Here is a 19,722-nt window from a genome sequence, read left to right on the forward strand (position 1 = left end):
TCAGGCAAACACCTGCAGGCTCTGCGGCGGCAGCGCCACCCAGATGTCCTGCGAGCCCAGCCGCGGCATGGCCTCGGGGGCCAGCTCCGCCAGCAGTGCATGGCCAGGCAGCGCCTTGAGCTCGAAGCTCATGCGGCAGCGGTTACCGAGGAAGGTGATTTCACGGACCATGGCCGGGAACAGGTTTTCTTCGTGCACCGCCGGGTTGACCGTGATCGCCTCCGGGCGGCAGAACAGCCGGCCGCTGCTAGCCCGGGCCGAACCTGGTGCCAGACGCATGTTCATGCCACCGACCTGGGCATGGCTGTCACTGCTGCGCTGGAACGGCAACCAGTTGCCCTGGCCGACGAACTCGGCAACGAACGGCGTGGCCGGCTGGTCGTATATTTCCTGCGGGGTGGCGTACTGCTCGACCTGGCCGTTGTTCATCACCGCAATGCGGTCGGCCATCAGCATGGCCTCGTCCTGGTTGTGGGTGACCATCAGCGTGGTGATACCCAGCTGGCGCTGCAGCTGGCGCAGTTCGGTGCACAGGTGCTCGCGCACCCGGGCGTCCAGCGCCGACATCGGCTCGTCCAGCAGCAGCAACGACGGCGACGGTGCCAGCGCGCGGGCCAGGGCCACACGCTGCTGCTGGCCCCCGGAAAGCTGACCGGGGTATTTCTTCTCGCTGCCGGCCAGGCCCACCAGTTCGAGCATTTCGGCCACTCGCTGGCGGGCCTGCTCGCGGCCACTGCCAGTCAGGCCATAGGCGATGTTGGCTTCGACGGTGAGGTTGGGGAACAGCGCGTAGGACTGGAACAGGATGCCGTAGTCACGAGCCTGGGGTGGCAGCTCGGAGATATCGCGCTCGCCGATGTACAACGTACCGCGGTCCTGGCGCTCCAGGCCGGCGATGCAGCGCAGCAACGTGGTCTTGCCGCAGCCGGACGGCCCGAGCAGGCACACCAGTTCGCCGGCGGCGATGTCCAGCGAGACATCGTTCAGCGCCGTGAAGGCGCCGAAGCGCTTGTGGATGTTGCGCACTTTCATCTGTGCGCCGGGGGTGGTGTGGTTCATGGCAGGGCCTCATCGAAGAGATGGGGGCCATGCTAGGAAGGCTGTGCGAAGGTTCTGTGGCTTTAGGGCAAAAGCAGGTGATAGTGGTATAGGCAGATTTTGTAGTGGCCTTCGCGGGCCCTATCGCCGGCAAGCCAGCTCCCACAGGTACTGCACAGGTTTCAAGGACTGTGGGGTACCTGTGGGAGCTGGCTTGCCGGCGATAGGGCCGGTACAGCCGCTACATGGCTATCAGAAGTGCGAACCGGCCACTTCCTGCGCCACCCCAAGGAAGGCCGCCGGCAACCGGGCCTGGCGCCGCTCCTTCAGGCAATACAGGTACTCATGCATCACCGGCGCGTTCTCCAGCGCCAGCACCCGCAACTCAGGGTTGTGCGGCACCTCGTGCCGGGCAATCACGCTGATGCCGATGTTGCGCAGCACCGCCTCACGGATAGACTCGCGGCTGCCAATCTCCAGCAACGCCCCGGCCTTCACCCCGGCCTCCTGCATCATCTGCTCGGTCAGCTTGCGTGTGGTCGAGCCCTTCTCGCGCATCAGCAGGCAATGCCCGGCCACCACGTCAATGGACACCGCCTGGCGGTGTGCCAACGGGTGGTTGCGATGCACCGCCACCACCAACGGGTCAGTCCCCAGCACCCGCCGCACCAGCCGCGCGTCTTCCAGCAGTTGCGACGAAGCGGCGATATCCACCCGGTAGTCCTCGAGCATCTCCAGCACCTGCTGCGAGTTGCCGATTTCCACCGCCACTTCCACCTGCGGCAGGCGTTCGCGGTAGATCTTCACCAGGTCGAGAATGTAGTAAGGCGCCGTGGCCGCGATGCGCAGGCTGCCCTGGGCCTGGCCGCTGTTGCGCAGCTCGAACTCGATGTCGGCCTCCTGCTGCAGCAGTGCCTTGACCATCGGCAGCAGGCGCACGCCCTCCTCGCTCAGCACCAGGCGCCGCCCGCCGCGGTAGAACAGCTCCACCGCGTACTGGCTCTCCAGGTTGCGAATCTGCGTGGTCACCGTGGGCTGGCTGAGGCCGAGCTTCTTCGCCGCCAGGGTGATGCTGCCCAGGCGGGCCACCATGTAGAAGGCTTTAAGCTCCGAACTCAGCATGCACGTCCTCTATTTGCGCAACAGGCGCAAGCCGTTGAACACCACCAGCAGGCTCACGCCCATGTCGGCGAACACCGCCATCCACATGGTGGCCATGCCGGCAAAGGTGATCGCCAGGAATATCGCCTTGATGCCCAACGCCAGAACGATGTTCTGCATGAGGATCGCCGCACTTTGGCGCGACAGCCTGACGAAGGCCGGGATTTTCCGCAAGTCGTCGTCCATCAGCGCCACATCGGCGGTCTCGATGGCAGTGTCGGTACCGGCCGCCGCCATGGCAAAACCGATCTCGGCCCGAGCCAGCGCCGGGGCGTCGTTGATACCGTCACCGACCATGCCCACCCGATGGCCCTGGGCGTACAGGGTTTCGATGCTCTTGAGCTTGTCGGCAGGCAGCAGGTTGCCCTCGGCACGGTCGATGCCCACCACGGTGGCGATGGCCTGGGCGGTATGCGGATTGTCACCGGTCAGCATGACAGTCTTGATGCCCAGCTCGTGCAGCTCGGCGATGGCCTGGCGACTGCTTTCCTTGACCGTGTCGGCCACCGCGAACAGCGCCAACGGGCCGGAGCGGTCGAGCAGCAGCACCACGGTCTTGCCCTGGCGCTCCAGCGCATCCAGCTGGGCCTCGAGCTCGGGCGAGCACAGCCCCAGCTCCTCGACCAGACGGTGGTTACCCAGGTGGTAAACCTCACCCGCGATGGTACCGCGCACGCCGCGCCCGGCCAGGGCGGCGAAGTCATCGACCTCGCTCAAGGCCAGGCCTTGCTCCTTGCCGAACTGGGCAATAGCGCGGGAAACCGGGTGGTCCGAACGCTCGCCCAGGCTGGCGGCCAGGGCTTGCGCGCGGCCTTCGAACAACGGCTCCAGTACCTTGGCGTCGGTCTGCACCGGCTTGCCGTGGGTGATGGTGCCGGTCTTGTCCAGGGCCAGGAAGTCCAGCTGGCGCCCGCCTTCCAGGTACACGCCACCCTTGATCAGGATGCCCTTGCGCGCGGCGGCAGCCAGGCCGCTGACGATGGTCACCGGGGTCGAGATCACCAGGGCGCATGGGCAAGCCACCACCAGCAGCACCAGGGCGCGATAGACCCAGTCGAACCAGGCACCGGCCATGAACAGCGGCGGTATCACCGCAACGGCCAGGGCAATGGCAAACACCACCGGGGTGTAGATGCGCGAGAAGCGGTCGACGAAACGCTGGGTAGGCGCCCGCGCGCCTTGCGCTTCCTCGACGGCCTTGATGATCCGCGCCAGGGTCGATTGCCCGGCAGCAGCGGTAACGCGGAACTCCAGCGCCCCTGCCTGGTTGATGGTGCCGGCGAACAACTTGTCGCCCACGGCCTTCTCCACAGGCAGGCTTTCGCCGGTGATCGGCGCCTGATCGACGGTGGATTGCCCGCTGGTCACTTCTCCGTCCAGGCCAATGCGTTCGCCGGGGCGTACCCGCACCAGGGCCCCGATGGCCACCTCCCGCACCTCCACTTCCCGCCACTGGCCATCGGCCTGGCGCACGGTGGCCATGTCCGGGGTGAGCTGCATCAGGCCGCCAATGGCGTTGCGCGCGCGGTCCAGCGAGCGGGCTTCGATCAGCTCGGCGACGGTGAACAGCACCATCACCATGGCCGCTTCCGGCCACTGGCCGATCAGCACCGCGCCAGTCACGGCAATGCTCATCAGCGCGTTGATGTTGAGGTTGCGGTTTTTCAGGGCGATCCAGCCCTTCTTGTAGGTACCCAGGCCACAGCCGAGGATCGCTGCCAGCGCCAGCGCCGCCACCACCCACTCCGGGGCCAGTGCGGCAAAGTGCACGATTTCGGCGGCGATCGCGGCAATACCGGACAGCGCCAGCGGCCACCAGCGGGTCTTGGCCACTTGTGGTGCGCTGGCGGTGCCATCGTCTTCGGCGCCAAGCGGCTCGGCTTTCATGCCCAGGCTGTCGATGACCTGCTCGATTTCAGCAGTGCCACCCAGGGTGTGGCGCACGCCAAGCACACGGTTGATCAGGTTGAATTCCAGCTGCTCGATACCGGCCAGCTTGCCCAGCTTGTCCTGGATCAGGGTCTGCTCGGTAGGGCAGTCCATGGCCTCGATGCGGAAACGGCTGAACTGGGCGTGGCTGCTGGCCTTTTCGCTCAGCTGGACCAAGGCTGGCGCAGCAGCGCTGCCACAGCAGCTGTGGGCGTGGTGATCGTGCTTGTGTTCGTGGCTGACAGGCTGGTTCATGGGGTCATCCTTAATTTGAGCCTGTTGCCAAGTGAACACCCTGTAGCCACTATAGGGTCAAGCCACTTGCTGGAGAATTTCGTGATGAAGATCGGAGAACTGGCCAAAGCCACCGACTGCGCCGTGGAAACCATCCGCTACTACGAGCGTGAACAGCTGCTGCCGGAGCCGGCGCGCAGCGACGGCAACTACCGGCTATACACCCAGGCCCATGTCGAGCGGCTGACGTTCATCCGCAACTGCCGCACCCTGGACATGACCCTGGATGAAATCCGCAGCCTGCTACGCCTGCGCGACAGCCCCGATGATTCGTGCGGCAGTGTCAATGCGCTGATCGACGAACATATCGAGCATGTGCAGGCAAGGATCGATGGTCTGGTGGCGTTGCAGGAACAGCTGGTGGAGCTGCGGCGGCGCTGCAATGCACAGGGGGCGGAGTGTGCGATCTTGCAGCAACTGGAGACGAACGGGGCGGTATCGGTGCCGGAAACCGAGCATTCGCATGTGGGGCGAAGTCACGGGCATTGAAAGATCCAAGGGCCCAATCGCCGGCAAGCCGGCTCCCACAGGTTTTGCACAGCCCCAACTGGCAGCGCCGTCCTGTGGGAGCTGGCTTGCCGGCGAAAGGGCTGCAGAGCAGCCCCGGCAATCTAAAAGATCACACCGCCATCGGCGCCGTCATCGGCGCATGGTGCTCATACCCTTCCAGCCAAAAATCGCTCGGCTCGATCTTCTCCAACCACTCCGGCTCGTACTTGCCAGTCTCGGCAAACGCCGGCACGCGGTCGCTGATCACCAGCTTCGGCGCTTCCAGCGGCTCACGCTTGAGCTGCTCGTTGAGCATGTCCAGGTGGTTCTCATACACATGGGCATCGCCGATGAAGTAGGTGAACCAGCGCGGGGTGTAGCCGGTCAGGCGGCCGAACAGCGACAGCAGCGCCGCGCCTTCGGTGAGGTTGAACGGCGTGCCCAGGCCCAGGTCGTTGGAGCGGATGTAGAGGGTCAGGGAAATCTCCCTGGTCTCCACATTCGGGTGGAACTGGTACAGCAGGTGGCACGGCGGCAGGGCCATTTCGTCCAGCTGCGCGCAGTTCCAGCCGTGGAACAGGATACGGCGGCTGCCCGGGTCGTTGGCGATGGTGTCCAGGCACTGGCGCACCTGGTCGATGGCCTTGTACAGGATGACGAACGCGACGCCGTCCTCCTCGTCCTGGGCGATGCGGCGGAAGCCCGCCTTCTCGGCCATTTCGATGGCCGCCGGGTTGCTCAGCGGGATGCGCTTGTAGCCCGGCCACTGGCGCCATTGCACGCCGTAGATCTCGCCAAGGTCGTCATGGCCCTGACGAAACGGGTTGGCCAGCCACTGGGCGTTCTCGTTGGCGTTCTGGTCCCAGACCTTGCAGCCCAGTTCGCGGAATTCACCGGCGTTCTTCACGCCACGCAGGAAACCGACCATTTCGCCGATCGCCGACTTGAACGCCAGTTTGCGCGTGGTAATGGCCGGGAAGCCCTTCTGCAAGTCGAAACGCAGCATGGCGCCCGGCAGGCTGATGGTGCGGATGCCGGTGCGGTTGCCCTGCAGCGTGCCGTTGTCGATGACGTCGCGGACCAGGTCCAGATACTGTTTCATGGCTTACCTGTAGCAAAAACGGCAGGGGGATCGCCCCTGCCGTGGGATTAATCAGGCGGGTTTCGCCGTAGGCTTGCGATTATAAGCCCACCAGATCAGGCCAAGGCCAGCCAGGATCATCGGCACGCACAGAATCTGACCCATGGTCAGCCAGCCCCAGGCCAGGTAGCCAAGCTGGGCATCCGGTACGCGGACGAATTCGACGATGAAGCGGAAGATGCCGTAGAACAGCGCGAACATGCCGGACACCGCCATGGTCGGCCGCGGCTTGCGCGAGAACGCCCAGAGAATCAGGAACAGCGCTACACCTTCGAGTGCGAACTGGTACAGCTGCGATGGGTGACGCGGTAGCTGCGCCGGGTCGCTGAACGGCGGGAAGACCATCGCCCATGGCACGTCGGTGGCCTTGCCCCACAGCTCGGCGTTGATGAAGTTGCCGATGCGCCCGGCCCCCAGGCCGATCGGCACCAGCGGCGCGACGAAGTCCATCAGCTCGAAGAACGACTTGTTGTTGCGCTTGCCGAACCACAGGGCCGCCAGCATCACACCGATGAAACCGCCGTGGAACGACATGCCACCCTTCCACACCTCGAAGATCAGCGTCGGATTGGCCAGGTAGGCGTGCAGGTCGTAGAACAGCACGTAGCCCAGGCGACCACCGACGATCACACCCATCGACAGCCAGAACACCAGGTCGGAGAGCTTTTCGCGCGTCCAGGTGGGGTCGAAGCGGTTCAGCCGGCGCGAGGCGAGCAGCCAGGCACCGCCGATGCCGACCAGGTACATCAGGCCGTACCAATGGATTTTCAGCGGCCCGATGGCCACGGCCACGGGGTCTATCTGCGGGTAAGGCAGCATGGAACTTCCTCTCGATTCAAATCAAAAAGCTGAGGCCGACACAGAACAGCAGGGCTGCGAACAGGCGTTTCAACAAACGTGGCGACAGCTTGTGCGCCAGGCGCGCGCCGAAGCGGGCGAAAAACATGCTTGTCACGGCAATGCCGAGCAGCGCCGGCAGGTACACGTAACCCAGGCTGTGGGCCGGCAGGTGCTCCTCGTGCCAACCCAGCAGCATGAAGCTCAGGGCACTGGCCAAGGCAATCGGCAGGCCACAGGCCGAAGACGTCGCCACTGCCTGCTGCATGGGCAGGCTGCGCCAGGTCAGGAACGGCACGGTCAGCGAACCGCCGCCGATGCCGAAAATGGCCGAAGCCCAGCCGATCACCCCACCTGCACCGATCAGCGCGGGCTTGCCGGGGATGCCACGACTGGCCTTGGGCTTGAGGTCCAGGGCCATCTGCGCGGCAATGACCAGGGCGAACACACCGATGATCTTTTGCAGCAGTGGCCCCTGGATCAGCGAGGCGGTCTTGGCGCCGACACCGGCCCCAAGGAGGATGCCGAGGGTCATCCAGGCGAAGATCGGCCATTGCACCGCGCCCTTGCGATGGTGCTCGAGCACGGCGTTGATCGAGGTGAAGACGATGGTTGCCAGCGACGTACCGACAGCCAGGTGGGTCAGCACCGAGGCATCGAAACCTTGCAAGGTGAAGCTGAACACCAGCACCGGCACGATGATGATACCGCCGCCCACGCCGAACAGCCCGGCCAGCACACCGGCGCAGGCGCCCAACAGCAGATAGAGCACGAATTCCATTCGTCTTCCCCGAAAAAACAATGCGGCATGGTAACGGAAGCCGGGCTCGGGGCTCTAGTGAACAGTGTGTCAGGATGGATCCTCCCCGCCGCTGTGGGTACAGTGGCAAAAAACCCAGAGGCCCGACCGATGTGCCTGATCGTATTCGCCTGGCGGCCGGGGCATGCCCTGCCGCTGATCGTGGCGGCCAACCGCGATGAGTTCTATGCCCGCCCCACCCAGGCCCTGGCGGCCTGGGAGGATGCACCCGGGGTATATGCCGGGCGCGACCTGGAGGCCGGCGGCACCTGGCTGGGCGTCGGCCCGCAGGGGCGATTCGCGGCGCTGACCAATATTCGCGACCCGGCGCAGGCTTTGGGGCCGCGCTCGCGGGGCGAGCTGGTGGCGGCGTATCTGCAGGGGGAGTTGGGGGTCGAGGCCTATCTGGACCAGGTGGCCAGCCGCAGCAGGCAATATTCAGGGTTCAACCTGCTGGTGGGCGATGGGCGACAGCTGGGCTATCTGCATGCCCGGGACGCAGCGCCGCGCTTGCTGAAGGCCGGGGTTTACGGGCTTTCCAATGCCGGGCTGGATACGCCTTGGCCGAAGCTGGTGAAGGCGCGCAGTGGGCTGGAAGGGCTACTGGAGACGCCAGAGCCACAGCGCTTGCTGGCGTTGCTGGCCGATGCCGAACCGGCGCCGGAGGGCGAGTTGCCGGAGACGGGCGTGGGGTTGGCGACCGAGAAGCTGCTGTCGAGCGTATTCATTGCCAGCCAGAACTACGGGACGCGGGCGAGCACGGTGCTGATTGTGGATGATCAGGGGAAAAGGCGACTGGTTGAACGCAGTTTCGGGCCCTTTGGTGGGCATTTGGGGGAAGTTGAGTTGCTGGTCTGATAATTTGATGTTGCTTGCTCCGGCCTCTTCGCGGGTAAACCCGCTCCCACAGGTACTGCGCCGCATCTGAAGGCTGCGCTGTACCTGTGGGAGCGGGTTTACCCGCGAAGAGGCCGGAACAGGCCACCTCATATTCAGAGGGTTTTATTGGCCCCAGGCCCGATCATCCGCGCCAACCCAAGGTTTTTCAGGGCCAGTTGCAGCGAGCTGTGGATAACCTGCGGGTTGTCATGGCTCAAGGCCTCCACCAGCAGCTCCTTGGCCTTGCCCATATTCACCTGACGCAGCATCCACTTCACCTTCGGCAGGTTGGTGGCGTTCATCGACAGGCTGTCGAAGCCCATGGCCATCAACAGGATCGCCGCTGCCGGGTCACCGGCCATCTCACCGCAGATACTCACCGGCTTGCCTTCGCCATGGGCGTCGCGCACCACCGTGTTCAGCGCCTGCAACACCGCCGGGTGCAGGTAGTCGTACAGGTCGGCGACCCGCGGGTTGTTGCGGTCCACCGCCAGCAGGTACTGGGTCAGGTCGTTGGAACCGACCGACAGGAAGTCCACTTGCCGCGCCAGCTCCTTGGTCTGGTACACCGCCGCAGGAATTTCCACCATCACGCCAACCGGTGGCATCGGCACATCGGTGCCTTCGTCACGCACCTCGCCCCAGGCGCGGTGGATCAGGTGCAGCGCCTCTTCCAGCTCGTGGATGCCGGAAATCATCGGCAGCAGGATACGCAGGTTGTTCAGCCCCTCGCTGGCCTTGAGCATGGCGCGGGTCTGCACCAGGAAGATTTCCGGGTGGTCGAGGGTGACGCGAATGCCGCGCCAGCCGAGGAACGGGTTTTCTTCCTTGATCGGGAAGTACGACAGCGACTTGTCGCCACCGATGTCGAGGGTACGCATGGTCACCGGCAGCGGGTGGAAGGCCGCCAGCTGCTCGCGGTAGATGGCCAGCTGCTCTTTCTCGCTGGGGAAGCGCTGGTTGATCATGAACGGCACTTCGGTGCGGTACAGCCCCACCCCTTCGGCGCCACGCTGCTGGGCACGGGCCACGTCGGCGAGCAGGCCGGTGTTGACCCACAGCGGCATGCGGTGGCCGTCCGGGGTAACGCACGGCAGTTCGCGCAGGGCATCCAGGCCCTGGGCCAGCTGGCGCTCCTCCTCGACCACGTCGCTGTACTGCTTGCGCAGCACTTCGCTGGGGTTGGTGAACACCTCGCCCTTGTAGCCGTCGACGATCATCTCGATGCCGTCGACCTTGGAATAAGGCAAGTCGACCAGGCCCATCACCGTGGGGATGCCCATGGCTCGAGCCAGGATGGCGACGTGGGAGTTGCCCGAGCCCAGTACCGAGACCAGGCCGACCAGCTTGCCTTCCGGCACTTCGCCGAGCATCGCCGGGGTCAGCTCTTCACTGACCAGGATGGTGTTGTCGGCATACACCAGCGACTGCGCGCGGGCTTCCTGCAGGTAGGCCAGCAGGCGCCGGCCCAGGTCCTTGACGTCGGAGGCGCGCTCGCGCAGGTAGTCATCGTCCATCAGCTCGAAGCGGTTGACGTGCTCGCCCACCACCTGGCGCAGTGCGCCCTGGGCCCACTGGCCGGTCTTGATGACTTCGGTCACCTCACCGCCCAGAGCCGCGTCTTCGAGCATCATCAGGTACACATCGAACAGTGCACGCTCCTCCGGGCGCAGCTGGGTGGCCAGCTTGGCCGACAGCTTGCGCATATCGTCGCGCACACCTTCGAGGGCGTTCTGGAACAGTTTCAGCTCGGCGTCGATGTCATCGACGGTCTTGTCCGGTACCACTTCCAGATCGGCTGGCGGCAGCATCACCACTGCGCGCCCCACGGCGGCGCCAGGCGAGCCCGGTACGCCGACGAAGCGCGCCTCCTGGATACCTTTGCCCTGGCGGCCCAGGCCACGGATCGAGCCGGTGGCCTCGGCGTGGGCGATAACCCCTGCGAGCTGGGCGCTCATGGTGACCAGGAAGGCTTCTTCGCCCTCGTCGAACTGGCGGCGCTCCTTTTGCTGGATGACCAATACCCCGACCACGCGGCGGTGGTGGATGATCGGCGCACCGAGGAAGGAGGCGAATTTTTCCTCGCCGGTTTCGGCAAAGTAGCGGTAACGCGGGTGGTCGGCAGCGTTTTCCAGGTTCAGCGGCTCTTCCCGGGTACCGACCAGGCCGACCAGGCCTTCGTTGGGGGCCATGCTGACCTTGCCGATGGAGCGCTTGTTCAGGCCTTCGGTGGCCATCAGCACGAAGCGGTTGGTTTCCGGGTCGAGCAGGTAGACCGAGCAGACCTGGCTGCCCATGGCCTCCTTGACACGCAAGACAATGATCCCCAACGCCGACTTGAGATCTTTGGCGGAGTTTACTTCCTGGACGATCTTGCGCAGCGTATTGAGCATGGCTCGGGGTCGAACTCCGTCGTCAGTCGCGCGTCAGCAGACGCGGTGCTAGCTCTTTCAGGGCGCGTCGGTAGACCTCGCGCTTGAATGTCACAACCTGGCCCAGCGGGTACCAATAGCTGACCCAGCGCCAGCCGTCGAATTCCGGCTTGCCGGTCAGGTCCATCCGCACCCGTTGTTCGTTGCTGACCAGACGCAGCAGGAACCATTTCTGCTTCTGGCCGATGCACAGCGGCTGGCTATGCGTACGCACCAGTCGCTGGGGTAAACGATAACGCAACCAGCCACGGGTGCAGGCAAGAATTTCCACATCATCGCGTTCAAGGCCAACTTCTTCGTTCAGCTCGCGGTACAGGGCATCTTCCGGCGTCTCGTCAGGGTTGATGCCACCCTGGGGAAACTGCCAGGCATCCTGGTTGATCCGTCGAGCCCATAGCACCTGCCCGGCATCATTCGTGAGAATGATCCCGACATTGGGGCGAAAACCATCCGGGTCGATCACGGCAGCAACCTCGCAAACGCATGTCACCGCATTGTTCCACAAAGCTTGCGAGCGCAGCAACGCGCCCGCCAAGCTTATGTGCAGCAGCGTGAAAACTCCGTATTCTGCGGGCCTACCCTGTGGCTTATGCGAGTGACCGCGATGCGCCTGGCTTTATTCGACCTGGACAATACCCTCCTCGGTGGCGACAGCGACCATGCCTGGGGTGACTACCTTTGCCAGCGCGGCATCCTCGACCCGGTTACCTACAAGCAACGCAACGATGGCTTCTATCAGGAATACCTGAACGGCACCCTGGACCTGCAGGCCTACCTGGCCTTTTCCATGGAAATCCTTGCGGCAACACCGGTAGCCCAGCTCGACGAATGGCACCGCGACTTCATGCGCGACTGCATCGAGCCGATCATCCTGCCTAAGGCGCTGAGCTTGCTGCAGCAGCACCGCGAGGCCGGCGACCAGCTGGTGATCATCACCGCCACCAACCGCTTCGTCACCGCACCGATTGCCCGGCGCCTGGGAGTTCGCGTGTTGCTGGCGACCGAATGCGAGATGCGTGATGGCCGCTATACCGGGCGTAGTACCGATATACCGTGTTTCCGTGAAGGCAAGGTGACGCGGCTGGAGCGCTGGATGCTGGAGAACGGCTTCGATCTCGAGGACAGCTATTTCTATAGCGACTCGATGAACGATTTGCCGTTGTTGCAGCGAGTGGCGCATGCGGTGGCGGTGGACCCCGACCCGAAGCTGCGGGCGGAGGCCGAGATGCGCGGGTGGCCTGTGGTTTCGCTGCGGGATTGAGGTTTTACTGTGCCTGCCTCTTCGCGGGTAAACCCGCTCCCACAGGTACTGCACAGCCCTCAAGCCTTGCTCAGATCCTGTAGGAGCGGGTTTACCCGCGAAGAGGCCGGCACATACAGCACAAGCCTGTCAGACCGGCTTGGCCCCCATCAACCCGGCGATGGACAGGAAGCAAACCCCACTGAACACCGCCAGTGCCAAGGTAAAACGCAACCCCACCACCTCGGCCTTGCGCAGCCGGTTCAACCGCACCAGCAGCCACCACACGGCAAACGCGCCCAGCGTATAGATGACGCTGGACGCCAGCACCCAGGTCTGCCCCAGCGGCCAGCCCACCAGGTGCACCAGCCACCAGCCAGTAAACGGCATGCTCACCAGGCACAGGCCCATCACCAGCCAGACGAACACCAGCGGCCGACGCAGCAGCTTGGCGTAGGCCTCGGCATCGCCCTGGCGGCGGGCGCGCACGGTCCAGAGCGCCAGGCCCAGAGCACCCAGCAGTAGGAGCGCGGTGGCGATGATGTGCAGGGTCTTGAGGGTGGTCAGGTGTTCCATGTCTCGGTTGTCCTTAAGCAGGCCATTTTGTGCAGGCTTCTTCGCGGGCTTGCCCGCTCCCACAGGGATATCACAGGCCCTGAAGCCTGCGCAGTACCTGTGGGAGCGGGCAAGCCCGCGAAAGGGCCATCAGCCCCAGCTTAGCCGCTCAGCCCAGGAACAGCTTGTAAGCCGGGTTGTCAGTCTCGTCCCAGTACGGGTAGCCGATCTTCGCCAGCGCCGCTGGCACCAGGTGGCGCTCGTCCTCCGGCACCTGCAACCCCGCCACCACGCGCCCGTCAGCGGCACCATGGTTGCGGTAATGGAACATCGAGATGTTCCAGCGCCCGCCCAGCTTGTTGAGGAAGTTGAACAGCGCCCCCGGTCGCTCGGGGAACTCGAAGCGCAGCACCATCTCGTCACTGGCACCGGCCGAATGGCCACCGACCATGTGGCGAATATGCAGCTTGGCCAGCTCGTTGTCGGTCAGGTCGGTAACCGGGAAGCCCTGCTCGGTCAGTTGCTGTACCAGCGCCGCACGCGGGTCGTTTTCCGGGTGGGTCTGCACGCCGACGAAGATATGCGCCTCGTCGGAGGTGTGCTTGCGGTAGTTGAACTCGGTGATCTGGCGCTTGCCGATAGCCTCGCAGAAGGCCTTGAAGCTGCCCGGGCGTTCGGGGATGGTCACGGCGATGATCGCTTCGCGCTTTTCACCCAGCTCGGCACGCTCGGCCACATGGCGCAGGCGGTCGAAGTTGACGTTGGCACCGGAGTCGATGGCCACCAGGGTCTGCCCGGTCACGCCGTACAACTCGACGTACTTCTTGATGCCCGCCACGCCCAGGGCACCGGCAGGTTCGGTGATCGAGCGGGTATCATCGTAGATATCCTTGATAGCCGCGCAGATCTCGTCGGTACTGACGGTGACCACTTCATCCACATGATGGCGGCAGATATCGAAGGTGTGCTGGCCGATCTGAGCCACCGCCACGCCGTCGGCGAACAGCCCGACCTGCGGCAGCACCACGCGCTCGCCCGCCGCCATGGCCGCCTGCAGGCAATTGGAGTCGTCCGGCTCGACGCCAATCACCTTGATTTCCGGGCGCAGGTACTTCACGTAGGCAGCAATGCCGGCGATCAGGCCGCCGCCACCCACCGGCACGAAGATCGCGTCCAGCTGGCCTGGGTGCTGGCGCAGGATCTCCATGGCCACGGTGCCCTGCCCGGCGATGGTGTGCGGATCGTCGTAGGGGTGCACGTAGACGAAGCCCTTTTCATCGACCAGTTTCAGCGAATAGGCCAGCGCCTCGGGGAACGAGTCGCCATGCAGCACCACCTTGCCGCCCCGCGAACGCACGCCTTCAACCTTGATTTCCGGGGTGGTCTTGGGCATCACGATAGTGGCCTTGATGCCCATCTCGCGCGCAGCCAGGGCCAGGCCCTGGGCGTGGTTGCCGGCCGAGGCGGTGACCACGCCACGGGCCAGTTCTTCCGGGGTCAGTTGGGCCAGCTTGTTGTAGGCCCCGCGGATCTTGAACGAGAACACCGGCTGCAGGTCTTCGCGCTTGAGCAGAATCTGGTTGCCCAGGCGCTTGCTCAGCTGCCCGGCGCTCTGCAGCGGGGTTTCGACCGCAACGTCGTAAACGCGCGAGGTGAGGATCTTCTTGACGTACTGTTCGAGCATCGGGAATGCATCACTGGGCCGCGGGACAAGGGCTGGGAGTCTACCCCAGCGCTACGTCGGGCGACCACAGCAAAGCCGCCCGAGCCGTTATACTAGGCTCTTTTCAAAACCGCCCTGCCCCTCTCGGAGCCCGCATGACCCAGGACCAACTCAAACAGGCCGTCGCCCAGGCCGCTGTCGACTTCATTCTGCCCAAGCTGGATGAAAAGAGCGTCGTCGGCGTCGGCACCGGTTCGACCGCCAACTTCTTCATCGACGCCCTGGCTCAGCACAAGACCGCCTTCGACGGCGCGGTCGCCAGCTCCGAAGCCACTGCCCAGCGTCTGAAGGGCCATGGCATCCCGGTCTACGAGCTGAACAGCGTCAGCGAACTGGAGTTCTACGTGGACGGCGCCGACGAGAGCGACGCGCACCTGAACCTGATCAAGGGCGGCGGCGCAGCCCTGACCCGCGAGAAGATCGTCGCCGCCGTGGCCAAGACCTTCATCTGCATCGCCGACGCCAGCAAGCTGGTACCGGTGCTGGGCGCCTTCCCGCTGCCGGTCGAAGTGATCCCGATGGCCCGCAGCCACGTGGCGCGCCAGCTGGTCAAGCTGGGTGGTGACCCGGTGTACCGTGAGGGCGTGATTACCGACAACGGCAACGTGATCCTCGATGTGCACAACTTGCAGATCACCAACCCGGTGGAGCTGGAGGCGCAGATCAACGCCATTGTTGGTGTGGTGACCAACGGCCTGTTCGCGGCGCGTCCGGCGGATTTGCTGCTGCTGGGTACGTCTGAGGGCGTGAAGAGCCTCAAGGCCGAGTAACCTTCTTCGCGGGCGCGCCCGCTCCCACAGGTACTGCACAGGGTCCGAAACCTGTGGCGTACCTGTGGGAGCGGGCATGCCCGCGAATAGGCCCTCACAGGCACTCACTCCGCTGGCTGTTTGAACACATAGAACAAGTTCGGCTCACTGACCAGATAGATGGTCCCTGCCTCATCCATCGCAATCCCCTCCGCCTGTGGCACCGTCGCCTGCAACCCCTGGAACCCCTTGCGCAACGACAAGGTACTCAGCGGCCGGCCCTCCACATCCAGCTCCAGCACCAGCCGCGACTCGTCCGACAGCGCCAGCAGGTGCCCGCTGCGCTCATCGAACTGCAAGCTCGACAGGTCCCGCACGAACAGCCGCGAATCGCGCTTGCGGTCCTGCACCACATGCACCGCATAGGGCTGCTCAGGGTTGTCGTGCGGGAAGCCATGCACCTCGTAGATCAGCATCGGGTCACGCTCCTTGGCCACGAACAGGCGCTTGCCCGCCGAATCGTAAGCCAGCCCCTCGAAACCCTTGTTGCCGTTCAGGCCAATGCCCAGGGTCAGCTGCTCGGCATCGCCGGCATCGAGGAACATCGTGTCGTCCTCCAGGCGCACGCGAATCAGCCGCTGCTGACGCTCGTCGGTGATCACATAGCTGTTGGGCCCGACGTACTCCACGGCTTCCGGGTCGCCGAAGCCGGTCAGCGGCACCCGGCGCAGGATGCGGCCGTCCAGCGACAGCTCGATCAGCTCCGAGCGGGCATTGGTGACGGTAAACAGGGTCTTGCGGTCGGGGTCGTAGGTTAGCGCCGATATGTCGTCATCCAGCCCTTCGACCGGCTGCGCCTCCACCACCACCCGGTAGCGGTCCAGGCCGATGCTCTGCTCGGCGGGCTGCCACCAGGCCTTGAGGTTGAACCAGCCACGCTCGAACAGGCGGAACTCCTGCCCGGCCAAGCCGAGCAGGAGCAGGCCGATGGCGGCCAAAACAAGGAACAGGCGAACAGAACGGCGCATGAGGGCAGACTCGACATAGGGGTGGCGAATCTAACCATGAACCTCTGAATTAAAGCTTAATGCCAGCATCCGAAAAGTCGGATATTGGGTTCAGTTCTTTCTGAAGCGATAGAACAGGGCCGGCTCGCTGACCATGTACAGGTTGCCCTTGTCGTCCATGGCCACCCCTTCGGCACGCGGAATGGTGTCCTGCAGGCCGTTGAAACCGCCGAGCAAGGTCATGAAGCTGACCTGCTGACCCTGCTCGTCCAGCTCCAGCAGCATGTTGGAATCGGCCGACAGCGCCAGCAGATGGCCGGTACGCGGGTCGACGCCCAGCGCCGAGAGGTTGCGCAGGTCCAGTTCATCGTTGGGCAACGGCTGCTTTTCGCCCGTGAGCGGGCTGCGGCCATCGGTGCTCCAGGTGTACAGCCTTGGCGGGCGCTCCTCGCCGATGACCAGGCGCTGGCGCAGCGGGTCCCAGGCCACCGCCTCGAAGCCCTTGTTGCTCTTCACCGACTGGCCCAGGTCGTGGCTCTGGAAATCATCATGGTTCAACGAGGTGGTCTGCGCATCCACCTTGACCACGGTCAGGTCGTGCAGGCGCTCATCGGTGATTGCCAGGAAGCCGTCTTCCAACACGGCGACGCCTTCCGGGTTGTTCCAGCCGTTGAGGGGGATCTTGCGCAGTACATCGCCATCCAGGCTCAGTTCGACCAGGATCGGGTTCTTGCCCATGACTGCGAACAGGGTGCGGGTACGCGGGTTGAAGGCCACATCCGAAGCTTCATCGTCGTCCATGCCCGGCAGCGGCTTGGCATCGATGTCGACCTGGTAGTCCGGCAGCCATACGCTTTCGCTGCGCTCGGCGGTGCTTTCGAAGCCTTCCTTGACCCACAGCGCGCCGCGGTCATCCCAGTGCATGGCCACGGCCACGCCATAGCCGATTACCGCCGCCGCGGCCAGGCCGAAGGGCCAGCGCAGGAAGAAACGACGCTTGGGGGTTGCCGGGGCGCTGGAGGGAGATGGCATGCGGGGGTCCTGGGGAAATGGGCGTAGATTCGCGCATTATCCGGATCAGGTGTGAAAAATCGGTAAACAGGACCGGCCTCTTCGCGGGCATGCCCGCTCCCACAGGGTTCTCCACAGGTTTGAAGCTTGTGATACTCCTGTGGGAGCGGGCGTGCCCGCGAAGAAGGCGACGCGGTTTCGAGTCAGAGCACCCGGCTTTCGAAGCGGCTTACACCCGGCAGCTCCAGCACCAGTTCGTCACCGACATTGAACGGCCCCACACCCGCCGGGGTGCCGGTGAGGATCACATCCCCCGCCTGCAGCGAAAAATGTGCCGCCATGTACTGAATCATCGGCACGATCGGGTTGAGCATCATCGCGCTGTTACCGTCCTGGCGAACTTCGCCGTTGACGGTCAGGCGCACCGGGATGTCGGCCACGTCTTCGAAGCTGGCGGCCGACACGAACGGCGGCAGTACGCAGGCGCCGTCGAAGCACTTGGCCAACTCCCATGGCAGGCCCTTCTCTTTCAGCTTGGCCTGCACATCGCGCAGGGTAAGGTCCAGCGCCGGGGCGTAACCGGAAATGGCGTCCAGCACCTCTTCCTCGCTCGGATGAGTCGACAACGGCTTGCCCAGCAGCACGGCAATTTCCGCCTCATAGTGCACCGAGCCACGCTCGACCGGAATCTTGAAGCCGCCCTCGGCCGGCACCACGCAGCTGCCCGGCTTGATGAACAGCAGCGGTTCGGTGGGGATCGGGTTGTCCAGCTCCTTGGCATGCTCGGCATAGTTACGGCCGATGCACACCACCTTGCCCAGCGGGAAGTGAATGCGTGTGCCGTCTACGTACTGGTGCTGGTAACTCATGGCCGACTCCTCTGGATACTGCTTTCTATTCAGGTGCGAAGATCTTACCCGGATTCATGATGCCGTTAGGGTCGAACACGGCCTTTATTGCCTTCATGCAGGCGATTTCTTCGGGCGAGCGGCTGTAGCCCAGGTAGTCTCGCTTGGTCATGCCCACGCCGTGCTCGGCCGAGATCGAGCCGTTGTAGCGCTTGACGATATCGAACACCCACTTGTTGACCTTGGTGCACGAAGCGAAGAAGTCATCCTTGCTCATGTGCTCGGGCTTGAGGATGTTCAGGTGCAGGTTGCCGTCGCCGATGTGGCCGTACCACACCACTTCGTAATCCGGGTAATGTTCGGCCACGATGGCGTCGATATCGCGCAGGAACGCTGGCACTTTCGACACAGTGACGGAAATGTCGTTCTTGTACGGGGTCCAGTGCGAGATGGTTTCCGACAGGTACTCGCGCAGTTTCCACAGGTTTTTCAGCTGGGTCTCGCTCTGGCTCATCACCCCGTCCAGCACCCAGCCTTGCTCGACGCAGTGCTCGAAGGTGGCCAGGGCTTCGTTGGCCACCTCCTCGGTGCTGGCCTCGAATTCCAGCAGCGCATAGAACGGGCAGTCGGTCTCGAACGGCGCCGGCACATCGCCACGCGCCAGGATCCTGGCCAGGCCCTTGTCGGAAAAGAACTCGAAGGCGGTCAGGTCCAGCTTGCCCTGGAAGGCATGCAGCACCGGCATGATCGAGTCGAAATCCGGGGTCCCCAGCACCATCGCGGTGAGGTTGCGCGGCGCACGGTCCAGACGCATGGTGGCCTCGACCACGAAGCCCAGGGTACCTTCGGCACCGATGAACAGCTGGCGCAGGTCGTAGCCGGTGGCGTTCTTGATCAGGTCCTTGTTCAGCTCCAGCAGCTCACCCTTGCCGGTGACCACTTTCAGCCCGGCCACCCAGTTGCGGGTCATGCCGTAGCGAATCACCTTGATTCCGCCGGCATTGGTGCCGATATTGCCGCCAATCTGGCTGGAGCCGCTGGAGGCGAAGTCCACCGGGTAATACAGGCCCTGTTCTTCGGCGTAGGCCTGCAGCTGGCGGGTAATCACCCCAGGCTGGCAGACCACGGTGCGGTCGAAGGCATTGAAGCCGAGAATCTGGTTCATGTAGTCGAAGGCGACCACCACTTCGCCATTGGCCGCCACGGCGCCTGCGGAAAGCCCGGTACGCCCGCCCGACGGCACCAGCGCCACCTTGTGCGTATTGGCCCAGCGCACGATCGCCTGCACCTGCTCCACCGTCTTGGGGAAGACGATGGCGCTGGGCGCCGGTGGGTAATGCTTGGTCCAGTCCTTGCCATAGGCTTCCAGGGAAGCTGCGTCGGTCAGGACCTTGCCAGGGTCGACAAGGGTCATCAGTTCATCAATAGCAGCGGGGTGGGTCATCGCTGGAACTCTCGACTTATTCATAGTCACCCTGAGCACTCTTCACCTGTCGGGATAAGCTCAGATTGTGTCGCGTATGCTAGCATAGCCCTCCCGCTGTTCATGCTAAGGCTGCCTTTGCGCCTGGCATCACCCTCGCCATTTTT

The 19,722-nt window shown here is 64.1% G+C and carries 18 protein-coding genes; 4 read left to right on the forward strand and 14 right to left on the reverse strand.

Features of this window, described 5'->3' with window-relative positions; genetic code table 11:
- The 3 genes from RYH74_RS01220 to RYH74_RS01230 form a co-directional block, all read right to left on the reverse strand.
- Complete coding sequence (locus RYH74_RS01220; protein ID WP_317408854.1) at positions 1-1,059, reverse strand: putative 2-aminoethylphosphonate ABC transporter ATP-binding protein; 1,059 nt, start codon at positions 1,057-1,059, stop codon at positions 1-3.
- 231 nt (positions 1,060-1,290) lie between these two features.
- A complete protein-coding gene (locus RYH74_RS01225; RefSeq protein ID WP_015272181.1) occupies positions 1,291-2,160 on the reverse strand; it encodes a LysR family transcriptional regulator in 870 nt (289 codons plus the stop codon).
- Positions 2,161-2,169: 9 nt separating this feature from the next.
- Positions 2,170-4,383 (reverse strand): heavy metal translocating P-type ATPase, encoded by a 2,214-nt coding sequence (locus RYH74_RS01230; protein WP_075046677.1) that lies wholly within the window; start codon positions 4,381-4,383, stop codon positions 2,170-2,172.
- Positions 4,384-4,467: 84 nt separating this feature from the next.
- On the opposite strand from RYH74_RS01230, the gene cadR reads away from it, so the two are divergent.
- The gene (gene cadR, locus RYH74_RS01235) at positions 4,468-4,911 is read left to right on the forward strand and encodes a cadmium resistance transcriptional regulator CadR (RefSeq protein ID WP_015272183.1); all 444 of its coding nucleotides are present in this window, start codon (positions 4,468-4,470) and stop codon (positions 4,909-4,911) included.
- A 130-nt stretch (positions 4,912-5,041) separates the two neighbouring features.
- Here cadR and RYH74_RS01240 read toward each other — a convergent pair whose 3' ends face one another.
- Genes RYH74_RS01240 through RYH74_RS01250 form a run of 3 tightly spaced genes read right to left on the reverse strand, consistent with a single transcriptional unit; the run spans position 5,042 to position 7,670 of the window.
- Positions 5,042-6,013, reverse strand: coding sequence for a thymidylate synthase (locus tag RYH74_RS01240; protein ID WP_013974664.1), 972 nt, complete (start codon positions 6,011-6,013; stop codon positions 5,042-5,044).
- Between the two features lie 51 nt (positions 6,014-6,064).
- On the reverse strand, positions 6,065-6,871 hold the full coding sequence (lgt, locus tag RYH74_RS01245) for a prolipoprotein diacylglyceryl transferase (RefSeq protein WP_013974665.1): 807 nt from the start codon (positions 6,869-6,871) through the stop codon (positions 6,065-6,067).
- A 16-nt stretch (positions 6,872-6,887) separates the two neighbouring features.
- A complete protein-coding gene (locus RYH74_RS01250) occupies positions 6,888-7,670 on the reverse strand; it encodes a sulfite exporter TauE/SafE family protein (protein WP_024087873.1) in 783 nt (260 codons plus the stop codon).
- Positions 7,671-7,799: 129 nt separating this feature from the next.
- Here RYH74_RS01250 and RYH74_RS01255 point away from each other — a divergent pair, with 129 nt between their 5' ends.
- Positions 7,800-8,546 (forward strand): NRDE family protein, encoded by a 747-nt coding sequence (locus tag RYH74_RS01255; protein WP_075046679.1) that lies wholly within the window; start codon positions 7,800-7,802, stop codon positions 8,544-8,546.
- Positions 8,547-8,680: 134 nt separating this feature from the next.
- On the opposite strand, the gene ptsP is transcribed toward RYH74_RS01255, so the two are convergent.
- The gene (gene ptsP, locus RYH74_RS01260) at positions 8,681-10,960 is read right to left on the reverse strand and encodes a phosphoenolpyruvate--protein phosphotransferase (RefSeq protein WP_317408855.1); all 2,280 of its coding nucleotides are present in this window, start codon (positions 10,958-10,960) and stop codon (positions 8,681-8,683) included.
- 22 nt (positions 10,961-10,982) lie between these two features.
- Positions 10,983-11,462, reverse strand: coding sequence for an RNA pyrophosphohydrolase (locus RYH74_RS01265; protein ID WP_003249017.1), 480 nt, complete (start codon positions 11,460-11,462; stop codon positions 10,983-10,985).
- Between the two features lie 141 nt (positions 11,463-11,603).
- Between RYH74_RS01265 and RYH74_RS01270 the strand changes: the two genes are divergently transcribed.
- A complete protein-coding gene (locus RYH74_RS01270) occupies positions 11,604-12,260 on the forward strand; it encodes an HAD family hydrolase (protein ID WP_075046680.1) in 657 nt (218 codons plus the stop codon).
- Positions 12,261-12,389: 129 nt separating this feature from the next.
- Here the strand turns inward: RYH74_RS01270 and RYH74_RS01275 are convergent, their stop codons facing one another.
- Together RYH74_RS01275 and ilvA are read right to left on the reverse strand one after the other, a co-directional pair.
- Complete coding sequence (locus tag RYH74_RS01275; protein ID WP_015272187.1) at positions 12,390-12,815, reverse strand: DUF2269 domain-containing protein; 426 nt, start codon at positions 12,813-12,815, stop codon at positions 12,390-12,392.
- A 148-nt stretch (positions 12,816-12,963) separates the two neighbouring features.
- A complete protein-coding gene (gene ilvA, locus RYH74_RS01280) occupies positions 12,964-14,478 on the reverse strand; it encodes a threonine ammonia-lyase, biosynthetic (RefSeq protein ID WP_013974671.1) in 1,515 nt (504 codons plus the stop codon).
- Positions 14,479-14,612: 134 nt separating this feature from the next.
- Between ilvA and rpiA the strand changes: the two genes are divergently transcribed.
- Positions 14,613-15,287 (forward strand): ribose-5-phosphate isomerase RpiA, encoded by a 675-nt coding sequence (gene rpiA / locus RYH74_RS01285; protein ID WP_170033521.1) that lies wholly within the window; start codon positions 14,613-14,615, stop codon positions 15,285-15,287.
- A gap of 104 nt (positions 15,288-15,391) precedes the next feature.
- Here rpiA and RYH74_RS01290 read toward each other — a convergent pair whose 3' ends face one another.
- The 4 genes from RYH74_RS01290 to RYH74_RS01305 form a co-directional block, all read right to left on the reverse strand.
- The gene (locus RYH74_RS01290) at positions 15,392-16,294 is read right to left on the reverse strand and encodes an SdiA-regulated domain-containing protein (protein ID WP_075046682.1); all 903 of its coding nucleotides are present in this window, start codon (positions 16,292-16,294) and stop codon (positions 15,392-15,394) included.
- Between the two features lie 90 nt (positions 16,295-16,384).
- Positions 16,385-17,305, reverse strand: a complete 921-nt coding sequence (locus RYH74_RS01295; RefSeq protein ID WP_317408856.1) for an SdiA-regulated domain-containing protein — start codon at positions 17,303-17,305, stop codon at positions 16,385-16,387.
- 182 nt (positions 17,306-17,487) lie between these two features.
- The gene (locus RYH74_RS01300; protein ID WP_317408857.1) at positions 17,488-18,153 is read right to left on the reverse strand and encodes a fumarylacetoacetate hydrolase family protein; all 666 of its coding nucleotides are present in this window, start codon (positions 18,151-18,153) and stop codon (positions 17,488-17,490) included.
- Positions 18,154-18,178: 25 nt separating this feature from the next.
- Positions 18,179-19,576 carry an FAD-binding oxidoreductase gene (locus RYH74_RS01305; protein ID WP_286100730.1) on the reverse strand — a complete coding sequence of 466 codons (1,398 nt, stop codon included), beginning with the start codon at positions 19,574-19,576 and terminating at the stop codon, positions 18,179-18,181.
- Positions 19,577-19,722: the final 146 nt, after the last annotated feature.

The organism is Pseudomonas sp. LSJ-87 (genome assembly GCF_032971465.1).
GTDB classification, from domain to species: Bacteria; Pseudomonadota; Gammaproteobacteria; order Pseudomonadales; family Pseudomonadaceae; genus Aquipseudomonas; species Aquipseudomonas putida_Z.